Here is a 22,544-nt window from a genome sequence, read left to right as displayed (position 1 = left end):
GAAAGTTTTCTGCTTTTGGCACATATATATGAATATTATGGCACACGAATCGCTATCAAGCTTATCAGACAGGAGACATCTGCATTATGAAAAAAATTCATTTATCTGTCATTTGGATATGGTCTGGTGTTCTGGCGCTGGCCATGTTGTGGGGAGGACTTCATCTGTACGCCGACAGACAAACGCTGCCGGAGGGAGTTAGGGTCGGAGGAATTTACGTAGGAAGCATGGATCACACAGCCGCTCTTCGGCTGGTGGATAAAAAATTGGATGCATTGAAGCAACGTCGACTGCTTCTGACGGACAGTGACAGCAGTGCACAGGATATAAAACTCACACTCGGGGAAGCAGGAATTCATTATAAAGCGGAGGCATTTCGGAATGCCGTGAAGGCACTCAGCTCGGAGCATCTATGGACTCGTGTGCAGACACGTTTTAGCTTCGAAAAGGAATGGTCTATCACATCTTTCCGACAGGAGGAGATATTAAGGGCCCGATTCGGAGTCGATTGGGAGGAGCAACGATACGGCATGCCTATCAATGCTGTGCGTCAGATTGACGGGAATGATCATGTTCGTTATATTCCAGGGCGCTCTGCCCGACGCCTGGATTGGCCCAGATTGGACGCCGCACTAGATAAGGCGCTGCCCAAGGATTTTACCGATTCGGAAGAGCCAGTACGAGTGGAATTACCTTTCCGTCAGCTGGAACCGAAAATTTCGGTGGACAGTCTACGGAACGAAGGGATTGAGCGAAAAATCGTCCAATTCTCCACCAGTCTCGGCAGTAGCTCGGAAGGACGTGTGTATAACGTTAATTCAGCGGCAAGCACCGTTGATGGTCTAATTCTTAAGCCAGGCGACATATTCGACTACGGTCAATTGATTGCCAAGGCTGAGCGCACTCATGGCTTTCGTGAAGCTCCAGTGATCGTCAACGGTCAGTTGGAGTCCGGCATAGGCGGCGGGATTTGTCAGGTATCCAGCACGGTATATAATGCAGCGCTGCGAGTCGGTTTGGACATTGTTGAGCGCCGCAACCATTCTTTGCCAGTCAGCTACCTGCCCAAAGGTCAGGATGCGACTTTTGCTACAGGGTCCATTAATTTTCGTTTTAGAAACAATACAGGCAAGCATTTACTGCTTCGTGCCGCTGTCCAAAACCGAACGCTTACTGTTAAATTTTTTGGTACATTTCCATCCAATGTTTCGTATGAACTGGAATCCCATACGGTTCGCGTACTTCCCATACCGGAGAAGAGACTCCGTAATGACTCACTTTCCCCCGGCTTCTATCAAGTACTTCGGCAAGGCAAAGAAGGGTATGTGGTAGAAACATTCCGGGTAAAAAAGGTAGACGGAAAAACTGTAGATCGCACCCGAATCAGCCGCGATACGTATCGAGCGCAGCAACGCATTATAGCTAGTTATGGCGGTGGCACATCGTCTGAGCCACAAACACGTGAACCCGAGAGATCTATTGTCGAGGACGGTATAAGCGAATAAACGAAAAATCCCCCTTCTACTGTCGGCTGGACTTGTTCCAGACAGAGTGAAGGGGGATTTTAGCTATAAATTACTCGCTGCGTTTACCCAAAACAGAAATTTCTACAGGCTCACTTTCGTTACCGTCTGCATCTTCAGCTTTGATTACCAGCCTAACCGTTGCTTTTTGAGTAAGCACACTGATACTAAATGTGCCATCATCTTTGGCTACTGCACTACCGATAGGCAGTTCGTTGGAATAGGCGGTTACTGTGGAACCTGCTTTAGCTGTCCCCGTAATAGTACCTTCACCGTCATACACATCGTTGACTTTCAGCGCATTCGTAGTTGCAACCGCGTCAGTGGCTGTAGTCGTATCCGTAGTGGTGTCTGTATCAGTGCTAGTATCCGTTGTTGTAGAGTTGTCCGTAGTCGTGCTATCTGTGCTGGTACTTGTGCTGCTATCTCCTGTTTCGCTGCCAGAAGTAGTTGACGTGTTACCATAAGTGGAATCTGTCACGTTGCTGTATGTGGAGTCCGTCACCGTTCCACCAGGAGTCGTCGTCAGATTATCGACAGAGCTCAGGTTGTAACCGGAAGCAGCGTCCAGAATAGCAATCGCCTCTGCACGAGTCAGCGACTTCAGTGGCTGGAATTTACCATCCGGATAACCGTTGATGATTTTTTGCTCCGCAGCTGCCGCTACACTTTTCTTCGCCCAAGATCCAATTTTGTCGGAGTCAATGAATTTAGTAACATCTGCTGCGTTACCCGCAGTCAGTCCAATAGCTTTGCCTACGATAGCCGCAGCCTCTTGACGTGTTACCTTACCATTTGGTTTGAGCTTGTTATCTGCATAGCCGCTTATGTAGCCTGCATTCACGGCACTTGTCAGCTCGTTGTATGCCCAGTGCGAAGCTGGAACATCTGTGAACGTTCTGCTTCCATTACCGTTTACTTTCACACCACCCGCATATGTTACGTCTGTCACTGCTGGAGTTTCCTGTGTGAACGTTCCCAAGCTGCGATTCAGAAGAACAATAAATTCAGCACGTGTGATTGCTGCATCCGGTTTCACCGCCCCGTCCAATTGCCCTGTGGCTGACCAGCGTTGCACCTGGTCTCCCGCCCAATGTCCACTTGTAGTTTGGGGAGCAGCTGCCGCTGCGCTGAATGCGCTAAGAATAAGACCTGTACTCAATACACCTGTAACTGTGTTTCTTAACTTTTTTCCCATGCTATAAATTCCTCCTCTGATTGGATTCATCATTCTTTTTTAAACACTTTACCAGAAATCAAACCCAAATAACCCCCAAATTAAAAAAATCGTCCCATATAACCATACCCCCACCTAATGTAGGATAAATAAGAAACGGGACTTAATACCTAGTTATTCACTTGGATATGTATATTTAGACAGGCTAAGGTATACTGAATGAATACTCAGTCATATGCTGGAACACCGCAATGAGATCACAAAACCCTAAGAAAAGAGGTCTTCTTATGGCTCTTATTCAATGTCAGTTTTATTCGGAAGTTCTAGGTCTGAGCACATCCATGAATGTTATTCTTCCTCAGGCAACCCGTTCGCAAATCGGACTGGAGGGCAAGCAAGGAACCGGGCCACATCCGACGCTATATTTGCTGCATGGCCTGTCGGACGATGATTCAACCTGGTTGCGTCGAACCTCCATTGAACGCTATGTCGCCTCATTGGGCCTAGCTGTCGTCATGCCCCAGGTACATCGGAGTTTCTATACGAATATGGAGCAAGGAGCGGCTTATTGGACCTTTATCAGTGAAGAATTGCCGTCTTTGGCACGTTCATTCTTTCCTCTGTCCGACAAGCGTGAAGACAATTTTGTAGCCGGGCTTTCTATGGGGGGATATGGTGCTTTCAAACTGGCACTCCAGCATCCAGAGCGTTTTGCAGCCGCTGCCAGCCTTTCGGGAGTCATGGATTTACACGCATCACGCACCGATCCTATGCAAAATGCGATGAGTCCAGCGGAATGGCTTAACATTTTTGGTCCAGGTGAAATACGTGGAACGGATCACGACTTGCTGGAACTGTTACAACGTCATGCGACCTTGGGGACCTCTCTTCCCCGGCTTTACCAATGCTGCGGCACGGAGGATTTCCTATATAAGGGAAATCAGGTTTTCCGTGAAAGATGTAATACTACCGGAGTTCCGCTGACCTACGAAGAAGGTCCTGGGGCTCATGAATGGGGATACTGGGACGCGAAAATTCAGGATGTACTGGCGTGGCTACCACTCAAAGAGCACTAAACAGGTTAAAAAAATCCCCGCAGCTTCCCTCATCGCACCATGGCTAAGGGATAGGCTCGGGGATTTTTTTGCACATTACGGATTTGTCGTGGTCTCCGTCGATGGAGATTCTTTAGTTAGTGACTTGGGTAGCACCTTGTACAAGCGCCACTCACCGTTAAACTCACGTTCAAGCTGGACCCATGGAGCGCCTTTTTCATATAAATTCGGATATACCATATTGATTTTACTCAGTGGCATGCCTGACATGATCTTAGGTACAAGGATATAATCCACATGGTGATCCTGCGGATAACTTAATGCTTTATTGAACGAATAATCGCTAGTGATCAGGAAGCGTTTGGGATGTTGGCTGTAGACAATCATGGTGTAGGCTGAAGCCGAATCGGTCATAATGGTAGACTTCGGCAGATGCTCATCCAACCAGACGGCAATCTTACGATCTGACTCCTGTCTCACGTAGTTCACATTACCTGTCCGTGTGAGAAAGCTGTTCTCATCCGGTGCAATATCCGGGCGAGTCAACGCATAGGAAAGTAATCCAGCGGTAAGCAGCAGACTGACGGACACCAGGCCAAAGGCTGCCCTCCGCCATCGTCCCTGAAGCTGGCTCAGCTCATAGGGCAACCAGGCTACAGTAATTGGGAACACGTACATAAAATAACGAAACCATCCGTACGAAGATTGCTTCATCATGAGTAAAAACTGCAACCCCGGCACTGACAGGAACAACAGCAAAATAATCAGTGTTCCCCATCGGAACAAGCGTCCACTCAACAGACGAATGAACAGAATAGCAAACAACGGTACCGAATACCAGAGTGTTTTGGAAGCAATAAATTTCAAGGCCACCAGCGGATTGGAGAAAATCTCTACAAACTTATCATCATTCAGCAGCTCTGCCGATTGGGCTGTGTTCGAATACTCAGAATTCAGGAAGTAAAAAGCATTCCCCATAATGAGATAGTTGAAGAAAATCCACAACAGTCCGGAAAAGACCACGGGGAGCAGAAGCAGTAACCAAGTTGCCTCGACCTTGTGCAGTTTTTCTCGCAAGGCCAACTCGCGTCTGCCCATGTTTCGATGTAGAAACAGGATCGCCAATACCACTCCACCCGCCATTGCCACGCCCAGAGGAACCGCTTCATAGCGAGTCCAGAACGCCATGGCAAGCGCTAATCCAGAAACAATCAGACTTGCCGTCATGCGATCCTTGAGCCACAATGCAAACTCAATCACCGTCATCATAATGAAATATATGTATAGCGAATCACTCAGCCCATTGGCACCAAACAGTAGAATAAACGGATTCAGTGCATACAACAGTGCCAGCATGATACTCATCCCTGAGCTAAGCCCTGTTCTGACCCCCGCCCGATACAGCAACATAGCGGTCAAAGCGGCAAAGGTAGCACTAAGAATGACCGCAGCCAATCCATAGGTGGCTAATGCCGGAAAGATTGGATACAGCAGTAGAATCACCATCTCCAGAAGACTGGGTAATGGATTCCAGATAAATCCGATTGCGCCCAGATGCGGGTCACGGCTGTACAACACATAAAATGCATTAGCTACGCGACTGAGCGCGTCTGTGTGCATATATCCCAGAACATAGCTGAAATAGATGCCCGCAGACAACTCCAATGCAAGTATAAATACAAACAGACCTATAGACATCCATCTGCTTGCAGACCATTTGCGAAAGGACATTCCTCTCGTTCCCCCTCAAACTTCTTGCGGTGATACAGCTGTAGCCCACTCACACCCTACAGCTGTATTCTTCCCTCCGCTACGATGCACTAAAATATAATAATTATTTCGATTCTTCATGCTCTATTTTGTACAATCGCCACTGCCCGTCAAAGTCATGTACCAGTGAGGCCCACGACGCTCCCTTTTCGAATAAATCAGGATAGCTCCGGTTTACCTGATCCAGCGGTACCCCATCCACCAAGCGCGTGACCAACACATAATCCACCTTGGAAGCAGGCAGATCCATCAAAGATTCTCCAAAATCAAAATCACTCGTAATCATAAACTTCTTCGGAATTTTGCTGCTCAAAATGATCGGATAGGCGGCATAAGAATCTGTCAAAATGAGAGATGTACCATAATGCTCATCCAGCCACGGCGCTATTTTCCGCTCAATAATTTGACGTTCGTAGCTTTCATTACCACTATGCGTCAAATAGCTGTGTTCATCTGCTGCAATCGCGGGGTTCGTCAGTGCGTAGGATAACAAGCCTGCTGTTACCAACATTCCTGCTGTGACCAGAGAGATTCCGATCCCCCTCATTTTTCCCTTCAATAAACTCAGCTCATACGGCAACCAGGCAACCGTAATCGGGAATACATACATAAAATATCGGAACCATCCAAAAGAAGACTGCTTGAGCATCAGCAAAAGCTGAAGTCCTGGCACCGATAAAAAAATGGCCAGTAGCGTTAACGTGCTCCAGCTCAACAGACGTTTGTCCAACAATCGTATGAGCAAAATGGCAATCAACGGAGCAGCATACCATAAGGTTCGTTGCCCGACAAACTTTAGCATCAGCACAGGGTGGGCAAACATGGCCACAAAGCGTTGATTCTCTAACAAAGCCGCTGATTGTGTGGAATTGGAATATTGCGAGCGTAAAAAGTAAAGCGGATCGCCCATGATAATCCAGTTAAAAAAGAGCCACAGCAGACCGGAAAAGACAAGTGGCAACAACAATAGAAGCCATGTCGCTTCCACCTTGTACAGTCGCTCTTTTAAAGACAATTCTGTTCTAACCATCTCTCTGTTTGTACGCCACCTATGCAGAAAAAAGATCGTCAGCAATACACCCAAAGCCATCGCAACGCCAAGCGGGACCGCTTCATAGCGTACCCAAAAAGCCAGTGCAAGCGCAAAACCGGATACGATCAAATTCGCCGCCTTGCGATCCTTCAACCACATACAAAATCGACTCACTGTCAACAGGATGAAAAAGATATATGGCGAGTCACTTAAGCCGTTGAAGCCAAACAGAAACATAAATGGATTCAGTGAAAATAATAGCGCAATCAGCAAGCTAGTTGCACCGTGAAGCCCCAACTGTTTGCCCGTCGCATACAATAATGCCGCGCTCGCCCCTGCAAACAGGCTGCTCACAATCACTGCCGCCAGCCCGTGGGAAGCGAGTACTGGAAATAAAGGATAAAACAACAGCACAATCAGTTCCATCAAACTGGGCAGGGGATTCCATACAAACCCGATAGCACCCAAGTGTGGGTCACGACTGTATAGCACATAAAATGCGTTAGCCACTCGACTGAGAGCATCGGTATGCATATAACCAAGATACCATGCAAAATACACGCCCACGGCCAGTTCAAGAGCAGTAATACAAACAAACAATGATAGAAATTTTCCGTGTTTTCTTAAAATCATGAAACCTCTTTCTGACGCTGTTGCGGAACGGAGAAGATCCAGTAGCGGTTCCAAAAATAATTATGAACAGGCACGATGATGGTAGTTAGTACTTCACCGATCAGATACGACCAACCGATCCAGTGAATGGTCACGTACATCAGAGCGGCATTTAAGAGCAAGCCACAGGTACAGACCAATAAATATTTAAGAAACTGGGTGCGGCTTCCCTCGCCGGTAGGCTCGAACGTCCAGTTTCGGTTCAGCACATACGAAACGAGCAATGTAACCACGAATCCGATTGTAGTAGCCGTTACTGCTGGTACCGTAAACAACTCCACCAGCAGCACAAGCACACCAACATGGATACCTGTACCCAGCAACCCCACAATACCGTATTTAATGATTGGATACTTTAGATATGAACGTCTGATCATGTTGATTAAACTCCCTGTCCACCCACAATCGGTCAGCATTCGCCCGTTTATCTGCTATCAGATAGCGAGGCCTAGCTTTGACTTCGTGATATATGGCGGCAATATATTCTCCTACCACTCCAATCGACAGCATGAGTACACTGCCAATAATCAAGAGCAGCAAAATGACAGTGGTAAAACCGGTCACAGCGTCACCCGTTAATTTGCGCATTAAGGTCTGAATCCCCAATACGACTGAAATCAGCATAAAAATGAGGCCCATCAGACTTACTACCCGCAACGGTACTGTCGAGAATGAAACGATCGCTTCTGCTGCCAGTCGAATCAGCCCTAACGGACTCCAGCGGCTTGGCCCCTCTTCGCGTGGAGCCACCCGGAATGAAATCTGGGTTTTGCGGAAACCTAGCCAGGCTGTCATCCCGCGGAAAAACGGCATCCGCTCTGGCATCGCCATCCAGGCATCCACCACTCGTCGATCCAGTAGCTTATAATCGGAGGCATCCTTGAGATTAAAGCCTGTCAATCGGTTCAGGGTCGCGTAGAACAAAGAAGCTCCGAGCTTTTTGCCCACCGACTCTTCTCCCCGAAATTCTTTCACACATTCGACCAAATCATAACCTTCATTTTGCCATAAGCGTACCATTTCTCCAATCATTTCAGGAGGATGCTGCAAATCACCGTCCATGACAATAATCGCATCGCCAGAGGCATTTTCCAGACCTGCGCACAACGCCAGCTCCTTACCGAAATTCCGACTCAGCCGGAGCGCGAGCAAAGAGGGCATACGACGGGACAATTCGGACAGCTTAAGCCACGTATCGTCTTTGGAACCATCATCTACAATGATGAGCTCATAGCGTGAGGTGACAACAGACAATACCCCATCAATTACCTTAAGCGACCGCTCGAGATGCGAGCTTTCATTGTACATGGGAATGACGACGGATAAAAAGGGTGTTTTTGTCTCCATTCTTGCTCCTTCTTTCTTCATATTCAGGAGGACTGTGCCGGGGTATCATCCAAGTCGTGCATATCGGTCAGACCATGCGTGGTCTTCTCCCAATAGAACGGCTTGGTAATGAGCTGCCAAGCTGCTTTCACCGCAGCTATACTCATAAGTACCCAATATAACGGCGAGAGTAGCCCGTATTTGACCATCGCGTATGAAAATGTTCGTTCACCGCGCTCTTCCAGTTCCCCGATGACCCAATACATTCCGGCCACATTACTGAATACGAACAGAAAGTTACCAATATAAAACTCCGCGCTGGCCAGGTAATACACATAACCCGGGAATAGCTTGGGAATAAAGGACAACTCCCAGCCAAACCATAAAATAAGCAACCCCCAAAAAATCGGATTCAGCAACGGCAACATCGGAGTTGCCAGAATCATCACCTGAAAGCCGAAAAAGCCTTTCCAGCCCACTTCGCGCACCAGCTTAACCGGATTGCGCATATGAACCAGCCATGTCTGCATATACCCCTTGATCCAGCGTGACCGCTGACGAATCCAGTTGCCCACGCGGCTGTTAGCTTCCTCCCATGTGCGGGAATCGACAATAGCAGTTTTGTAGCCGCCTTTATACAGACGTATGCCCAGATCGGCATCCTCGGTTACGTTGTAGGGGTCCCACGCATTAATATCTTTTAATACAGATACCCGAAAATGATTGGATGTGCCGCCTAACGGAATTGGGGTATCTAACTGCATAATACCCGGTAGCAGTAACTCGAACCACATACTGTATTCTTGAGTGAACCAGCGGGTCAGCAAATTTTGCGTACTATTAAAGTAGTTAAGCTTCGCTTGAATACACGCATAATGCTCAGGGAGTGAATCAAACGCCGCAATGACCTTTTTAAGCTGATCAGCGTCGGGACGATCTTCAGCATCGTAAATCACGACAAACTCGCCCCGTGCCCGAATAAGTCCATAATTACATGCCTTCGGCTTGGTTTTTGGCAAACCGTCTGGAACGACCAGTGTCGTGTAATAGGCCGGCAGCTTCATTTCCCGAAGTAGCTCGATCGTCTCAATGTCATCCTCTTCAATCAGCAGCCGCACATCCAGCTTGGACTTTGGATAATCCAGCTGCTCCAAATTCCGCAACAACATCGGAAGCACGCCCGCTTCCTTATACATAGGTACAAGAATGGTATAGATCGGCAGTTTCTTTTCATCCATGGCGTCAACCTCTTCCTTCGTGAAACGAAGCTGCGCTCCACGCCGGGAACCGAGATAAATAATGCCAAACTTAAATAGCGTCATCGCAAAATAAAACAGCTGAATCATCATATTGATGATCAACACCGTTTTCCAACTGTTCCATAAGAGACCGAGCAGTGTAATCATACCCATGGCCGCGAACACCCACAGCTGTCCCTTTGTAAAAGTCGTCCGCGCCGAATTGTGCGGTTCTTTTTCCAATAGCCCGGTCGTGCTCTCCTGCATCATTTCTTCACCGTAGATTTTACCCCAGAGCTGCTCCATCTCTTCCTTCGTAGCAAGCACCTGCTCTACCGGCATACCCAAAATTTCCTCCAGCTTCAAGCGTCGCTCTTCTGGCAGTGGATCGCTGACCGCCACAATATAACGGTTCATATATTGATGGATGACGACCACGCCATATGCCATCGCCACTTGCTCGGGTAGTTTATACGCCGCATCCAGCGCGAGTTCCTCACCAATACGCCCGATTCGGTTCTGTGTAGCAATCGCGCGGTACAGATCCGCAGGTTCCAGCATTTGCAATGACAGCAAGATGTCTCCCAGTAGTCCGCCGCTCTTCGCCTGGAACTCCAGTGCGCGCTCCAGTTGTTCCGGTAATATATAGCCGGAACGAACCAGCATATCGCCTAGGCGCTCCTTGGACTCGTCGCCGCCAACCTGTTCCTGTAGCTGCTCGGCTGTAATGAAGCCCATTTCTACAAGAATATCGCCCAGCCTGCCACCGTAGCGTTTCTGGTTGCGGATGGCATCTGTCAGCTGATCGCGGGTGATCATCCCGTTCTCCACCAGTTGATCCCCCAGACGGGCCTTGCCGTTTCGTCCGCTCTGCGTTCCTCTTGCGGCCTCTTCGACTTCCGTACCAGAGATACTGGAAGCAGCGCCCATAGCGGTTCCTGCCGCTACCTGTTCCTGCCCAGATGCATATTGGACTTGAGCCTCCTGCACCTGTCCCTCCTGTAACCCTTCATCCAGCAATTGTTCCACAGCTGCTGCTGTATCATTGGCGTTCTGTATCGCCTGGATACGAAGTTCTGTATCCTGAAGTCGCCGTTCCAACTCTTCGATATGAAAATCAAGCTTGTACAGCACCGGGGCCTGCTCTGACCGCTGGGCCTCTAGCTGTTGTTGCAGTTGTTCGATTCGCTGACGCTCTTCTTTTATTCTTCTCTTGGTTTGGCGAATTGAAACTCCTCCAACCTGCCACCTAAGCTTGTCACCCATGAATTCCCGCCCTTTCAATCCAGCGCCGCTCTTCCGCAAGCGCATCCGCAAGCAGCTGCTTTAACTCCGCATCCCGCTGCTTTTTCCGTTCCAGCGCCGCGTGGAAAAGTTCCCGCTCCTCACGCAGTAACTCCTCCGCTTGCACCCGTTCCTCATGCAATGAAGATATCAATTGATCGGCTTCAGAAGCGCGATAACCGATCCAAGCGCTCTTTAACTGACGCGCCGTCCTTTTAGTTCTCATAATGCCTCCCTGGATCATCCCGACTCTGCCTTCAGCTACGTCGCTACTTTAGAGCTTTTACTTACCCTTCTCCCAAAACCAGGACATACCTATGTTCTCATTCAAGCCCTTCATTTACACATTTATGAAATTCGCCTGAGCAAAAGAGCCCCTAGTAACTTGACATTTATTTATTGAATATAGTTCTTGTCCTATTGAATTGGTAATTCAATGAAAAACTTAGTGCTATTCTACCATAATCATCATAGGTGTAGTATACAAAAATGTAAATTCTAGAAACTTTCACACTAGTGTATTAATAGGTATTTAGAACTATGAATTAATGCCCCAAAAAACACAAAAGACACCGCGAACGGTGCCTTTGAAACTTAGATTGCTAATTCCTTAAAATTTGATTTTACACAGCATCCCGCTGCTATGCAAGAGAATAATATCTTTCTTTACTGATTATTTTTTTGGCTTGTGCCCTTCAAACCATGTTGATGTATTCGCCAGGAGCTGTTCACTGCGCCCAATAGCTGCCTGTACCTGCCCGGTAGCGGTTCCGCCATATACATTCCGTGCATTAACCACCGCTTCTGGTTGAAGTACCTCATAGATACGCTCGTCAAACAGATCCGAAAACTGCTGGAATTCGTCCAGTGTCAGATCAAGCAAGTATTTTCCATGCTGGATGCAATACAGTACGGTTTTGCCAATGACCTCATGCGCCTGACGGAACGGAAGCCCTTTGCCGACCAGGAAGTCCGCAATATCCGTTGCGTTGGAAAAATCCTGGTTGACCGCTTGACGCATACGATCCTTGTTCACCTTCATCGTGGCGATCATCGGTGCGAACAGTTGCAAGGCTCCTTCCAGCGTGGCAACGGTATCGAACATCCCTTCCTTGTCCTCCTGCATATCCTTGTTGTATGCCAGCGGCAAGGATTTCAATACAGTCAACAAGCCCACGAGGTTTCCATAGACACGTCCGGTTTTACCACGTACCAGCTCCGGTACGTCCGGGTTTTTCTTCTGCGGCATAATGCTGCTGCCTGTGCAAAAAGCATCATCCAGCTCGACAAAACCAAACTCCGTGCTGCTCCATAGCACCAATTCTTCGCTCAGACGAGACAAATGCGTCATAATCAGCGAGGCGCCAGCCAGGAACTCTACGATAAAATCCCGGTCGCTGACAGCATCGAGGCTATTTTCATATACACCATCAAATCCCAGCTGCTCGGCTACAAAGTGACGGTCGATCGGAAAAGTGGTCCCGGCCAAAGCGCCAGCACCGAGCGGCAACACGTTAATCCGCTTATAGCTGTCTTTGAGTCGGTCAATATCACGCTCCAGCATAGACACATACGCCAGCAGATGATGTGCAAATAAAATAGGCTGCGCACGCTGCAAGTGTGTATATCCAGGTACAATCGTGTTCAGATTATCCTTTGCCTGGCCGATTAATGCAGCTTGTACGTCATGCAGCATACCCACCAGCGATACCACACGTCCGCGCAAATACAAGTGCATATCCGTTGCTACCTGATCGTTACGGCTGCGCCCCGTGTGCAGCTTACCTCCGACCGGACCAATGGCCTCGATTAAATTTTTTTCGATATTCATGTGAATATCCTCATCCGAAACGGAAAATTCAATTTCCCCACGGCGGATACGCTCCAGGACCGTGTGCAGTCCTTCCTTGATCGTGTCTGCATCCTCCTGCGGAATAATTCCGCATTTCCCCAGCATGGCCACATGAGCCAAACTGCCTTGAATATCTTCTTCCGCCAACGCCTGATCAAACCCGATAGAAGCCGTATATTCCTCTACCAACTTGTTCGTTTGCTTCGTAAACCGTCCGCCCCATAGCTTACTCATTGCATGATCCCCTCTCTGCAATACAAGCCGCCCTCGTCGTTTGGACAAGAGCGGCCCGCATCCCGTACATTTTTTTAGGTTACATCATTATTTATGATTTTGTGTTACGCCCGCGTTGACCTTCAAACGCAGAGCATTCAAGCGGATAAAGCCTGTTGCATCGCCTTGATCGTAGGCTTGTGTCGGGTCGGCTTCCATGGTTGCAATGTCCGGGTTGTACAAGCTAACCGGGCTTTTAACGCCTGCACCGATAACATTGCCTTTGTACAGCTTCACACGCACGGTACCACTGACATTTTTCTGACTCTCATGAACCAGAGCCTGCAAAGCGACACGTTCCGGTGCGAACCAGAAACCGTTATAAACCAAGGTAGCATAACGGGTAATCAGACTATCACGCAGATTCATAACCTCGCGATCCATCGTGATGGATTCCATTTTGCGGTGAGCTGTGAACAGGATCGTACCGCCCGGCGTCTCATAGACTCCCCGACTTTTCATGCCGACAAAACGGTTCTCTACCATATCCACACGTCCGATACCATGCTTGCCGCCGAGCTCATTCAGTTTTTCCATCACTTGCAATGGACTTAGCTGTTCTCCGTTCAAAGCGACGCAGTTACCTGCTTCAAATTCCAACTCCAAATATTCTGCTTCATCAGGAGCGTCCTCAGGCGCGTTGCTGAGCAAGAACATTCCTTTATTTTCAGGAGCACTTGGATCAAACCAAGGGTCCTCCAGCACGCCGCTTTCATAGCTGATATGCAGCAGATTACGGTCCATGGAGTATGGTTTGGCTGCAGAAGCAGTTACCGGAATGTCGTGTTTTTCCGCATAGGCAATCATTTCTGCACGGCCCGGGAACTGATTGCGGAACTCTTCCAGCCGCCAAGGTGCGATCACCTTGATATCCGGCGTCAACGCCGCCGCGTTCAGCTCGAAGCGTACCTGATCGTTACCTTTGCCTGTTGCCCCGTGAGCAATGGCTGTTGCTCCCTCGGCAATCGCAATATCGACCATCCGCTTAGCGATCAATGGACGTGCAATACTCGTTCCGAGCAAATATTGTCCTTCATATAAAGCACCCGCCTGAAACATCGGATAGATAAAATCCTTGGCGAATTCATCACGCAGATCATCAATGTACACTTTGGAAGCCCCTGTAGCGAGTGCTTTTTCCTCCAAACCGTCCAGTTCTTCCTTTTGACCGATATCTGCGGTGAATGCGATGATTTCAGCATCATAGGTTTCTTTGAGCCATTTCAGAATGACCGACGTATCCAGACCGCCGGAATATGCGAGTACGATTTTTTCTTTTGCCATTGTTGAAGTCCTCCCCGAATGCTTCTAGCCTTTATCTTCTTTACCTATCAATACCTATCAACCTTATGCCATTAAAGCAACTAACAGCGCTTTTTGCGCATGCAAACGATTCTCTGCTTCATCAAAGATGACCGAATTCGGACCATCGATTACGCCTGCGCTTACTTCTTCCCCACGATGCGCAGGGAGACAATGCAGGAATAAATAATCCGGCTTCGCCAGCTTGACCAGCTCCTCATTCACCTGGAAGTCGGCAAAAGCAAGCTCCCGCTCCTTCTGCTCTTCTTCAAACCCCATGCTCGCCCACACATCTGTGTAGATCGCATCCGCATCTTGTACTGCTTCCTGCGGACTGTGGGTTATAACGATCTCACTCCCTGTCTGTTTGGCAATTTCACGGGAAGCTGCGACCACACTCGGGTCCGGCTCGTATCCAACTGGACTTGCAATGGACACATGCACTCCAAGCTTCGCTCCCCCAATCAAGAGGGAATGAGCCATATTGTTACCGTCTCCGATGTAAGCCAATTTGAGCCCTTTTAGCTTACCCTTTTGCTCATACAAGGTTTGATAATCGGCTAGTACTTGGCATGGATGCGCCAAATCACTCAATCCATTGATCACAGGAACGGACGCATAACGTGCCAACTCTACCACATTATTGTGCCCAAAGGTACGAATCATAATGCCATCCAGATAACGTGACATGACTTGAGCCATGTCGCTAATCGGTTCGCCGCGTCCCAGTTGAATGTCATTTTTGCTGAGGAAAAGGGCATGCCCGCCCAATTGATACATACCGACTTCGAAGGATACCCGTGTACGTGTAGAGGATTTTTCGAAAATCAGTCCGAGCGTTTTCCCTTTTAGCGGCTGATAAGTTTCCCCGTTTTTGTGCTTACGCTTAATTTCAATGGCGAGATCAATTAAATACTGGATTTCCTCTGGAGAGTAATCGTCCAGCTCCAGGAAGTCCCGTCCCTTCAAATTTATCTGCTGCAGTGCGCCGCTCTGGCTCATGCTCTCGTCTCCTTTTACACTCTAGTCTATGATAATTTGGCCTTTACACTAAGCCAAATGCTCCCGAAACAATTCAGCAATCAAGCTTACAGCCTGATCTATTTCGTCTTTCGTTACATACAAGTTAGGCAACAGACGAATCACGTTTGGTCCTGCTGTAATGAACAGAATGCCCTTCTTCTGTCCTGCCAAAACAAGCTCCGCTACCGGTTCCGCACACTCAATACCAACCATCAGACCTTTTCCACGGATATCCTTTACAAAAGGGCTATCTCCAAGCTGCTTTTGCAGACTATGGAAAAGGTAATCTCCCATCTCAGCTGCACGTTCTGGTAGCTTGTCATCAATAATCGTTTCAATAGTAGCTTGAACCGCTGCCATAGCAAGTGGCGTACCTCCAAAGGTAGAACCATGACTGCCCGCTGTGAACGCTTCACGCAAATATCCTTTGCCTAGCATCGCACCCACAGAGAAACCACTGCCCAGTCCTTTCGCCAATGTAAAGATATCCGGCTCTATACCATAATGCTCAAAGGAAAACAGTTTGCCCGTCCGTCCCATACCTGTTTGTACCTCGTCAATGATCAGCAGCAAACCATGCTCGCGGCACAGCTTTGTAATCACATCTACGAAAGCAGGGTCTACCGGATACATGCCACCTTCGGCCTGCACCATTTCCAGCATAATTGCCGCCGTGTGCTCACTAATGGCTGCTTCAAGCGCCGTCTGATCATGAAGCGGAACACTTTTGAACCCGGCAGGAAGCGGTAAAAAACCCTCTTTTACTTTGTCCTGACCCGTAGCGGTCAAGGTTGCCAGCGTCCGTCCGTGAAAGGATTGCGTGAACGTAATGATTTCGTAGCGACCGGTCTGTTTTACCTTCTGGTGGTAACGACGCGCCAGCTTAATTGCAGCTTCGTTAGCTTCGGCCCCGCTGTTGCAGAAAAACACGGCATCTGCGCTGCTATTTGCTGTCAGCAAGGCAGCAGCCCGTTCTTGCCCCGGAATATGAAACAGATTGGATACATGCCACAATTCATCGATCTGTTTTTTCAATCGTTCAGCTACTGCTTGAGGCGCATGACCGAGATTGGTAACGGCAATGCCTGACATGAAATCCAGATAACGCTTGCCCTGATCGTCCCACAACCAGCTTCCTTGTCCTTTCACGAGTGTAAGCGGGTATCTTGCGTAGGTTGGAAAAAGGGAGCTTTCTGTCTGCGCTTTTGCCGACACCTTTTCCGTTTGCACTCCGCTTCCATCCGTACTTGGCATTTCCTCGCTCACCAGCGTATTCGGTTCCTTACTCATTATGTTCACGCTCCTTTATCGTTTGGTTATATAGGTCGAGCTATATGTTGCAATTACTGCATACGCACGATGCGTGTTCCAATCGATTCTCCGCCCAGCACACGGCTTAGTACCTGCGGTTCGCTACCGTTCACAATGACGACTTCCTTCACTTTGCCATGGATACAGGCAATAGCCGCTCTCACTTTCGGGATCATACCACCATATATTTCACCTGTGCTGATCATATCCTCAATCTCCTGTACGGTGATAGAATCCAGCACTTTCTTTTCTCCGCCATACTTCTTCAATATGCCTGGTACATCTGTAACGACGATCATCCGACTGACCCCCAGATGAGAGGCTACCGCACCCGCCGCTGTATCCGCATTAATGTTGTAACGCTGACCAGATCGATCAATCCCGATGGGTGCAATAACAGGCATATAGTCCATATCCAGTACACCTGTAATAATCGAGGCTTGAACGGACGTTACCTCTCCGACCCAACCGACCTCAGCGGCGTTCGACACAGGCTTGGCTTCGATTAAATAGCCATCACTGCCTGACAACCCCAACGCTCGGCCCCCATGCATCCCTATTCTACGTACAATCTGCTTGTTAATGCTGCCTGCCAGTACCATTTCCACGACATCCAGCACGGGTTCGGTCGTTTTGCGTAATCCATGAATAAACTCTGTTTCGATCCCCAGCTTCGCCAAGTTGTCGGAAATCGCAGGGCCACCGCCATGTACAATGACAGGTTGAAGACCTTCCGACTGCAAACGCGCCAAATCTTCAAAAAAGGAATCAGGTAACGCAGCCAGCGTACTTCCTCCGCATTTCATCACAAAATTACGACGTGCCACTCCCGCATGATTCGCTTGATCCGCGTGTTCCACTGCCGATTGCATATCATCTCTCCTTTTCTTCTCTGCATATCCGTGCAATTTCCAAATGATACTGGACTTCCATCCGCTCGTTGCTTCTATTATCTACTATCCTTATTCAATCCGTATTTTATTCTGGTCTCTATGTCCGATAAGCAGCGTTAATCCGCACATAATCATAGGTTAGGTCACAGCCCCATGCTGTAGCGGTTCCGTTCCCGTGATGCAAATCAACAATAATTTGCACCGTATCTCCCCTCAAATAGGCTAGCGCCTCTTCTTCGTCAAAAGCGACCGGACTCGTTTGGCTTAGCACAACAATATCACCCAAGCGAATATCTACCGTATCTGGATTAACGGGCTCTCCAGCACGCCCTACGGCCGCAATAATCCGTCCCCAATTCGCATCTGCTCCGAAGACGGCTGACTTGACCAGACTGGACCCAACCACCGTCTTAGCTATCGCTTGAGCGGACGCATCGCTTACCGCTCCGCTTACAGACACCTCTACTAGCTTCGTAGCACCCTCTCCATCGCGAGCAATTGCCTTCGCCAGCTCTCGGCAGATATAGGTGAACGCCTGGGCAAAAGCGTCCCAATCGGGATGCCCTACGTGCAGTTCACGGTTGCCAGCCAGCCCGCTCGCCATGGCGATTAGCATATCGTTCGTGCTCGTATCCCCATCCACCGTAATCATATTAAAGCTGGTATCCGTTGCCTGCTTTAATAGTTGATGAAGCGCCGTCTGTCCGATCGCTGCATCACAGGTCATAAAAGCGAGCATTGTTGCCATATTCGGATGTATCATGCCAGATCCCTTGGCCGCCCCGGCGATGTGTACGGTCACACCGTCCACTTCAACCGCCACACACGCTTCCTTTTTAACTAAATCCGTTGTCAGAATGGCTTGCGTAAATTGCTCTGCTCCATCGTTTGCCCCGTTCATACGGTCAGGTAAGGAGGATATACCGTCAAGCACACAATCCATTTTCAAATGCTCGCCGATCACGCCCGTCGAGGCGACGGCTACATTGCTCTCAGCAACACCCAGTTCATGAGCCGCAGCCGAACGCATAGCGTAGGCATCCTGCTCTCCTTGTTGTCCCGTGCAGGCATTGGCGTTCCCGCTGTTCACCACTACTGCCTGCAATCGACCATCTGCCAAGCTCTCGCGCGTCACCTTCAGCGGTGCAGCCTGAAACACATTGGTGGTGTACACCGCAGCAGCTGTCGCTTCTACCTCGCAACGAATCGCGCCCATATCGTTGCGGTTCGAATTTTTCAGTCCGCAGTGTAATCCCCCGGCTGTAAAGCCACGCGGAGTTACGATGTTGCCTCCGTTTACTACTGTAAACTCTAATTTGCCCATAATTATGTGCCCTCGTTCGCAACATATTCGATGAATGACAGCTGCCTGTATTCGAAATTCCGCTCGCTGACGTTTCCGTATCCATGTTGCGGTTACTTGCTACTTACGGATATACCGGTATGAAGCCCAGCCCGAGGTTCTCCTCCCATCCCATCATCAAATTTAAATTCTGAATCGCCTGTCCAGCGGCACCCTTCACAACATTATCAATGACGGAAATAATCGTAAGACGCCCGGTTCGGGCATCTGCTGCAAAACCGATGTCACAGTAATTCGAACCCATTACTTCCTTCGTTGCTGGCCATATACCTTCGCCACGTACACGGACAAAAGGATGCTCTTTATAATAATCCCGGTATAACCCGATAAGATCCTGATCTGTATGGTCGCCCTTCAGCGTGACATAAATCGTACTCATAATTCCTCGGGTCATGGGAACAAGTTGTGTCGTAAACGTAATCGTAACGTCCTCGCCCGCAATATCACCCAGTACCTGTTCGATCTCAGGGATGTGCTGGTGCTTATTCACCTTATAAGCCTTAAAATTCTCGTTCATTTCCGCATAATGCGAAACGAGGCTTGTTCCCCTACCCGAGCCGGATACCCCGGATTTGGCATCTACAATCAGCGACCGATGGTCAATCCAATCCGCTTTCAGCGCAGGAATAATGCCCAGCAATGTTGCGGTCGGATAACAGCCTGGATTAGAAATAAAAGAAACGCCCGCCAGCTTTTCTGCATACACCTCACTGAGTCCGTATACCGCTTGCTTGAGATACTCGGGTGAAGCCGCAGGCTTTTTATACCATGCTTCATACGTTTCCACGCTTCGAAGCCTGAAGTCCCCGGAAAGGTCAATGACCTTCAGTCCGGCATCAAGAAGCTGCGGCACTAACTTGGTACTAACGCCCGATGGCGTAGCAGTGAAAACCAGATCGGCCTTGGCAGCAATTTCGTGGATATCGACACCGTCCAAATCCTGCACCACAATGTCCGTCAGATGTGGAAACCCGTCACTGATTGGGACACCCGCGCTGGATGAAGAAATAACAGATACAATCTCTACTTGCGGATGATGAACCAAAAAACGAATCAGCTCCACCCCGCCATACCCGGTGGAACCGACAATTGCCACTTTTAACTTGCTGCTCACAGACCTTCCTCCATTCCGTTCCTATGAAATATGTATTATTATACGACTCTATTCATATAAATACAACACCTCATGTCATGTTATTCCTCTAAATTTAAAATATGCGCTCTTACCTATTCTTTTGACGGGCAGGCTGTACGGGCTATAATAAAGGAAATAAAAAATAGACAGAGAGCCTCTTGAATACAGTCTGCCGTTTTGCATAAAGAAAAGGGGGATATTCCCTTTGAATTATTTCACATATTGGTATTCATCTCGATTGGTCATTTGCTGCACTTTATGAACTTGTTGAACATGAAGGGAGTACACGTAGCACTACACACAAGCAAATCACATGGGCTGCATCTAGTGAATCTGCGCAGAGGAGCCGCTAAAGCGGATAATTGGGGTCGAAAATAAACCAAAACGTTAGGAGTGCTACACATCGAAACATATACAGCGAATATCGTTATAGATGCAAAGGCAAAGTTAGGCGAGGGTCCCAGCTGGGATCAGCGGTTTCAACGGTTATTTTGGGTCGATATTGAAGGTTTTCAACTGCATATCTACGATCCTTCTACGTCCACAGATCGTACAATAGAGGTTGGTGAACATATTGGTGCAGTTGTACCTTATCTCAAAAATAAAGTGATCGTAGCGCTGATTAGCGGTCTATATTGTTTGGATATTGAGACAGGGGCCAAAGTATTAATTCATGATCCTGAGGAAGGTAGACTAGGTAATCGTTTTAATGATGGAAAATGCGATCCTGCAGGGCGTTTTTTAGCAGGAACAATGAGCTTAAATGACGAACACGCGCAAGGAGCATTGTATAGTCTGAGCACTAAAGGCCACGTCTCCTTACTGGTTGATAAAGCTTCCATATCTAATGGATTAGCCTGGAGCGCAGATCATCGTACAATGTATTACATTGATACTCCAACATTGGAGGTCGTCTCCTTCGATTACGATGTGGCACAAGGCACTATTAGGAATAAGCAACTGGTGGCTAGATTGGATGAAAGTGAAGGGTATCCAGATGGCATGACAATCGATGCAGAGGGCATGTTGTGGGTCGCGCGATGGGGCGGTAAACGTGTCTCCCGTATCCATCCTGCTCATGGAGAAGTGATTGCTGAGGTGTCGCTCCCCGTCAATTGTGTGACTTCGTGTGCTTTTGGCGGTGAACATCTGGATGAGTTATATATTACGACTGCTCAAGATGATGATAGTGCCGATCAACCCTTAGCAGGCGGTCTATTCATGGTGAAAACAGGCGTAAAAGGGATGCCAACCTCATATTTTAATCAAGGACAAACGGCAAATTGGCTTGAACGATTAGTAAAAAGAATCTAGTAAAGCCATACTGAAGAGAGAGGAGCCGACTACATTAGTGGGCTCTCCTGCATGGATTCAGTTAAGAGCATGCCTCCGAAGGCCCTCTTGGTTTCAGCTTTCCTTCTTAAACCCTTCACCCAATACCTCACGAGTATTACTAATAATCACAAAGGCTTCTGGGTCTACCAAGCGGACGAGCGTTTTAAGGCGAGTTACCTCGTTTTGCCCGACTACAACCATAAGCACAGGACGTTCTTCGTTCGTGTAACCGCCCCGTCCCGCCAGCTCTGTCAATCCCCGGTCCAAATCTTGCAAAATAGCCTGCGTGATCGTTTCTTTCTGATTGGATATGATGTAAGCCACTTTGGAGTAGCTTAATCCCATTTCCACGGCATCAATGACCTTGCCCGTTACAAACAAGCCGATCAACGCATACAGCGCCCGTTCCGGCGAGAGGGTGAAACCAGCCAGTGTAATCACCGTGCCATCCATCAACATAACGCAGAGAGAAAGGCTAAAACCCGTATACTTTTGAATAATCTGCGCCAAAATAGCCAGTCCACCCGTCGAGCCCCTGCCCCGAAACACGGTACCCAAACCCAACCCTACTCCGATTCCACCATATAGCGAAGCCAGCAACGGATTTGTTGTCGGAACTGCCCAGTCCTTCGTCACATAAACGAATAGTGGCAGCATAATACTTCCCAGCAGAGAACGCAAACCGTATTTTTTCCCTAACAGCAGGACCCCTGCTATAAATAACGGAATATTCATTCCCCACTGCGTATAGGCTGGTTCCAGGCCAAACAGCTCCTCGCCCAAGATAGACAAGCCCGATACCCCCCCGGATGCAATCCGGTTCGGGAGCAAGAACATGTTAAAGGTCAGCGCTGTAATGAAAGATCCGAGTATAATCAGTAAAATATCGGTCACGTTGCGTGCGGGTCCGCTGGCGGCAATCAGAGGCTTGCGTCGTCTTCGGCGAGCAGCGGGAGGATTTAATTGAGACATCATTCGT

General features: G+C 48.5%; 18 protein-coding genes. 3 read left to right on the top strand and 15 right to left on the bottom strand.

From position 1 onward, the window contains the following. The first annotated feature begins 86 nt into the window (after positions 1–86). On the top strand, positions 87–1,505 hold the full coding sequence (locus tag MHB46_RS17125) for a VanW family protein (RefSeq protein WP_341162953.1): 1,419 nt from the start codon (positions 87–89) through the stop codon (positions 1,503–1,505). 70 nt (positions 1,506–1,575) lie between these two features. Here MHB46_RS17125 and MHB46_RS17120 read toward each other — a convergent pair whose 3' ends face one another. Beyond that, positions 1,576–2,721, bottom strand: coding sequence for an S-layer homology domain-containing protein (locus MHB46_RS17120; protein ID WP_341162952.1), 1,146 nt, complete (start codon positions 2,719–2,721; stop codon positions 1,576–1,578). Positions 2,722–2,987: 266 nt separating this feature from the next. On the opposite strand from MHB46_RS17120, the gene MHB46_RS17115 reads away from it, so the two are divergent. Further along, a complete protein-coding gene (locus tag MHB46_RS17115) occupies positions 2,988–3,776 on the top strand; it encodes an alpha/beta hydrolase (RefSeq protein ID WP_165177635.1) in 789 nt (262 codons plus the stop codon). Positions 3,777–3,851: 75 nt separating this feature from the next. Here the strand turns inward: MHB46_RS17115 and MHB46_RS17110 are convergent, their stop codons facing one another. The 13 genes from MHB46_RS17110 to argC all read right to left on the bottom strand — a co-directional run bounded on the left by MHB46_RS17110 (position 3,852) and on the right by argC (position 20,209). Beyond that, complete coding sequence (locus tag MHB46_RS17110) at positions 3,852–5,486, bottom strand: glycosyltransferase family 39 protein (protein ID WP_341162951.1); 1,635 nt, start codon at positions 5,484–5,486, stop codon at positions 3,852–3,854. A gap of 103 nt (positions 5,487–5,589) precedes the next feature. Beyond that, complete coding sequence (locus MHB46_RS17105; RefSeq protein WP_341162950.1) at positions 5,590–7,191, bottom strand: ArnT family glycosyltransferase; 1,602 nt, start codon at positions 7,189–7,191, stop codon at positions 5,590–5,592. Next, the gene (locus MHB46_RS17100) at positions 7,188–7,607 is read right to left on the bottom strand and encodes a GtrA family protein (protein ID WP_025721701.1); all 420 of its coding nucleotides are present in this window, start codon (positions 7,605–7,607) and stop codon (positions 7,188–7,190) included. Before MHB46_RS17100 ends, MHB46_RS17105 begins: the two co-directional genes overlap by 4 nt. Beyond that, a complete protein-coding gene (locus MHB46_RS17095) occupies positions 7,570–8,577 on the bottom strand; it encodes a glycosyltransferase family 2 protein (RefSeq protein WP_025721702.1) in 1,008 nt (335 codons plus the stop codon). Before MHB46_RS17095 ends, MHB46_RS17100 begins: the two co-directional genes overlap by 38 nt. A 23-nt stretch (positions 8,578–8,600) precedes the next feature. Further along, a complete protein-coding gene (locus tag MHB46_RS17090; protein ID WP_341162949.1) occupies positions 8,601–11,060 on the bottom strand; it encodes a glycosyltransferase family 2 protein in 2,460 nt (819 codons plus the stop codon). Continuing rightward, the gene (locus tag MHB46_RS17085; RefSeq protein ID WP_069292030.1) at positions 11,053–11,304 is read right to left on the bottom strand and encodes a hypothetical protein; all 252 of its coding nucleotides are present in this window, start codon (positions 11,302–11,304) and stop codon (positions 11,053–11,055) included. Before MHB46_RS17085 ends, MHB46_RS17090 begins: the two co-directional genes overlap by 8 nt. Before the next feature lie 447 nt (positions 11,305–11,751). Beyond that, positions 11,752–13,164 (bottom strand): argininosuccinate lyase, encoded by a 1,413-nt coding sequence (gene argH / locus MHB46_RS17080; RefSeq protein ID WP_341162948.1) that lies wholly within the window; start codon positions 13,162–13,164, stop codon positions 11,752–11,754. Positions 13,165–13,251: 87 nt separating this feature from the next. Beyond that, entirely contained in the window at positions 13,252–14,487 is a 1,236-nt protein-coding gene (locus MHB46_RS17075) for an argininosuccinate synthase (protein ID WP_061829944.1), read from the bottom strand. A gap of 63 nt (positions 14,488–14,550) precedes the next feature. After that, the gene (gene argF, locus MHB46_RS17070) at positions 14,551–15,507 is read right to left on the bottom strand and encodes an ornithine carbamoyltransferase (RefSeq protein WP_341162947.1); all 957 of its coding nucleotides are present in this window, start codon (positions 15,505–15,507) and stop codon (positions 14,551–14,553) included. A 48-nt stretch (positions 15,508–15,555) separates the two neighbouring features. Beyond that, entirely contained in the window at positions 15,556–16,818 is a 1,263-nt protein-coding gene (locus tag MHB46_RS17065) for an acetylornithine transaminase (RefSeq protein ID WP_341162946.1), read from the bottom strand. 53 nt (positions 16,819–16,871) lie between these two features. Then, positions 16,872–17,711 (bottom strand): acetylglutamate kinase, encoded by an 840-nt coding sequence (gene argB, locus MHB46_RS17060; RefSeq protein ID WP_061829941.1) that lies wholly within the window; start codon positions 17,709–17,711, stop codon positions 16,872–16,874. Between the two features lie 118 nt (positions 17,712–17,829). Further along, a complete protein-coding gene (gene argJ, locus MHB46_RS17055) occupies positions 17,830–19,056 on the bottom strand; it encodes a bifunctional glutamate N-acetyltransferase/amino-acid acetyltransferase ArgJ (RefSeq protein ID WP_341162945.1) in 1,227 nt (408 codons plus the stop codon). A gap of 103 nt (positions 19,057–19,159) precedes the next feature. Then, positions 19,160–20,209, bottom strand: a complete 1,050-nt coding sequence (argC, locus tag MHB46_RS17050; RefSeq protein WP_341162944.1) for an N-acetyl-gamma-glutamyl-phosphate reductase — start codon at positions 20,207–20,209, stop codon at positions 19,160–19,162. 414 nt (positions 20,210–20,623) lie between these two features. Between argC and MHB46_RS17045 the strand changes: the two genes are divergently transcribed. After that, the gene (locus tag MHB46_RS17045; RefSeq protein ID WP_341162943.1) at positions 20,624–21,544 is read left to right on the top strand and encodes an SMP-30/gluconolactonase/LRE family protein; all 921 of its coding nucleotides are present in this window, start codon (positions 20,624–20,626) and stop codon (positions 21,542–21,544) included. Positions 21,545–21,637: 93 nt separating this feature from the next. Here MHB46_RS17045 and MHB46_RS17040 read toward each other — a convergent pair whose 3' ends face one another. Beyond that, entirely contained in the window at positions 21,638–22,537 is a 900-nt protein-coding gene (locus tag MHB46_RS17040; RefSeq protein WP_341163762.1) for a YitT family protein, read from the bottom strand. Between the last annotated feature and the right edge of the window lie 7 nt (positions 22,538–22,544).

Source organism: Paenibacillus sp. FSL H7-0703 (assembly GCF_038003485.1).
Classification (GTDB): Bacteria; Bacillota; Bacilli; order Paenibacillales; family Paenibacillaceae; genus Paenibacillus; species Paenibacillus polymyxa_B.
This window is presented reverse-complemented; position numbering and strand designations above follow the sequence as displayed.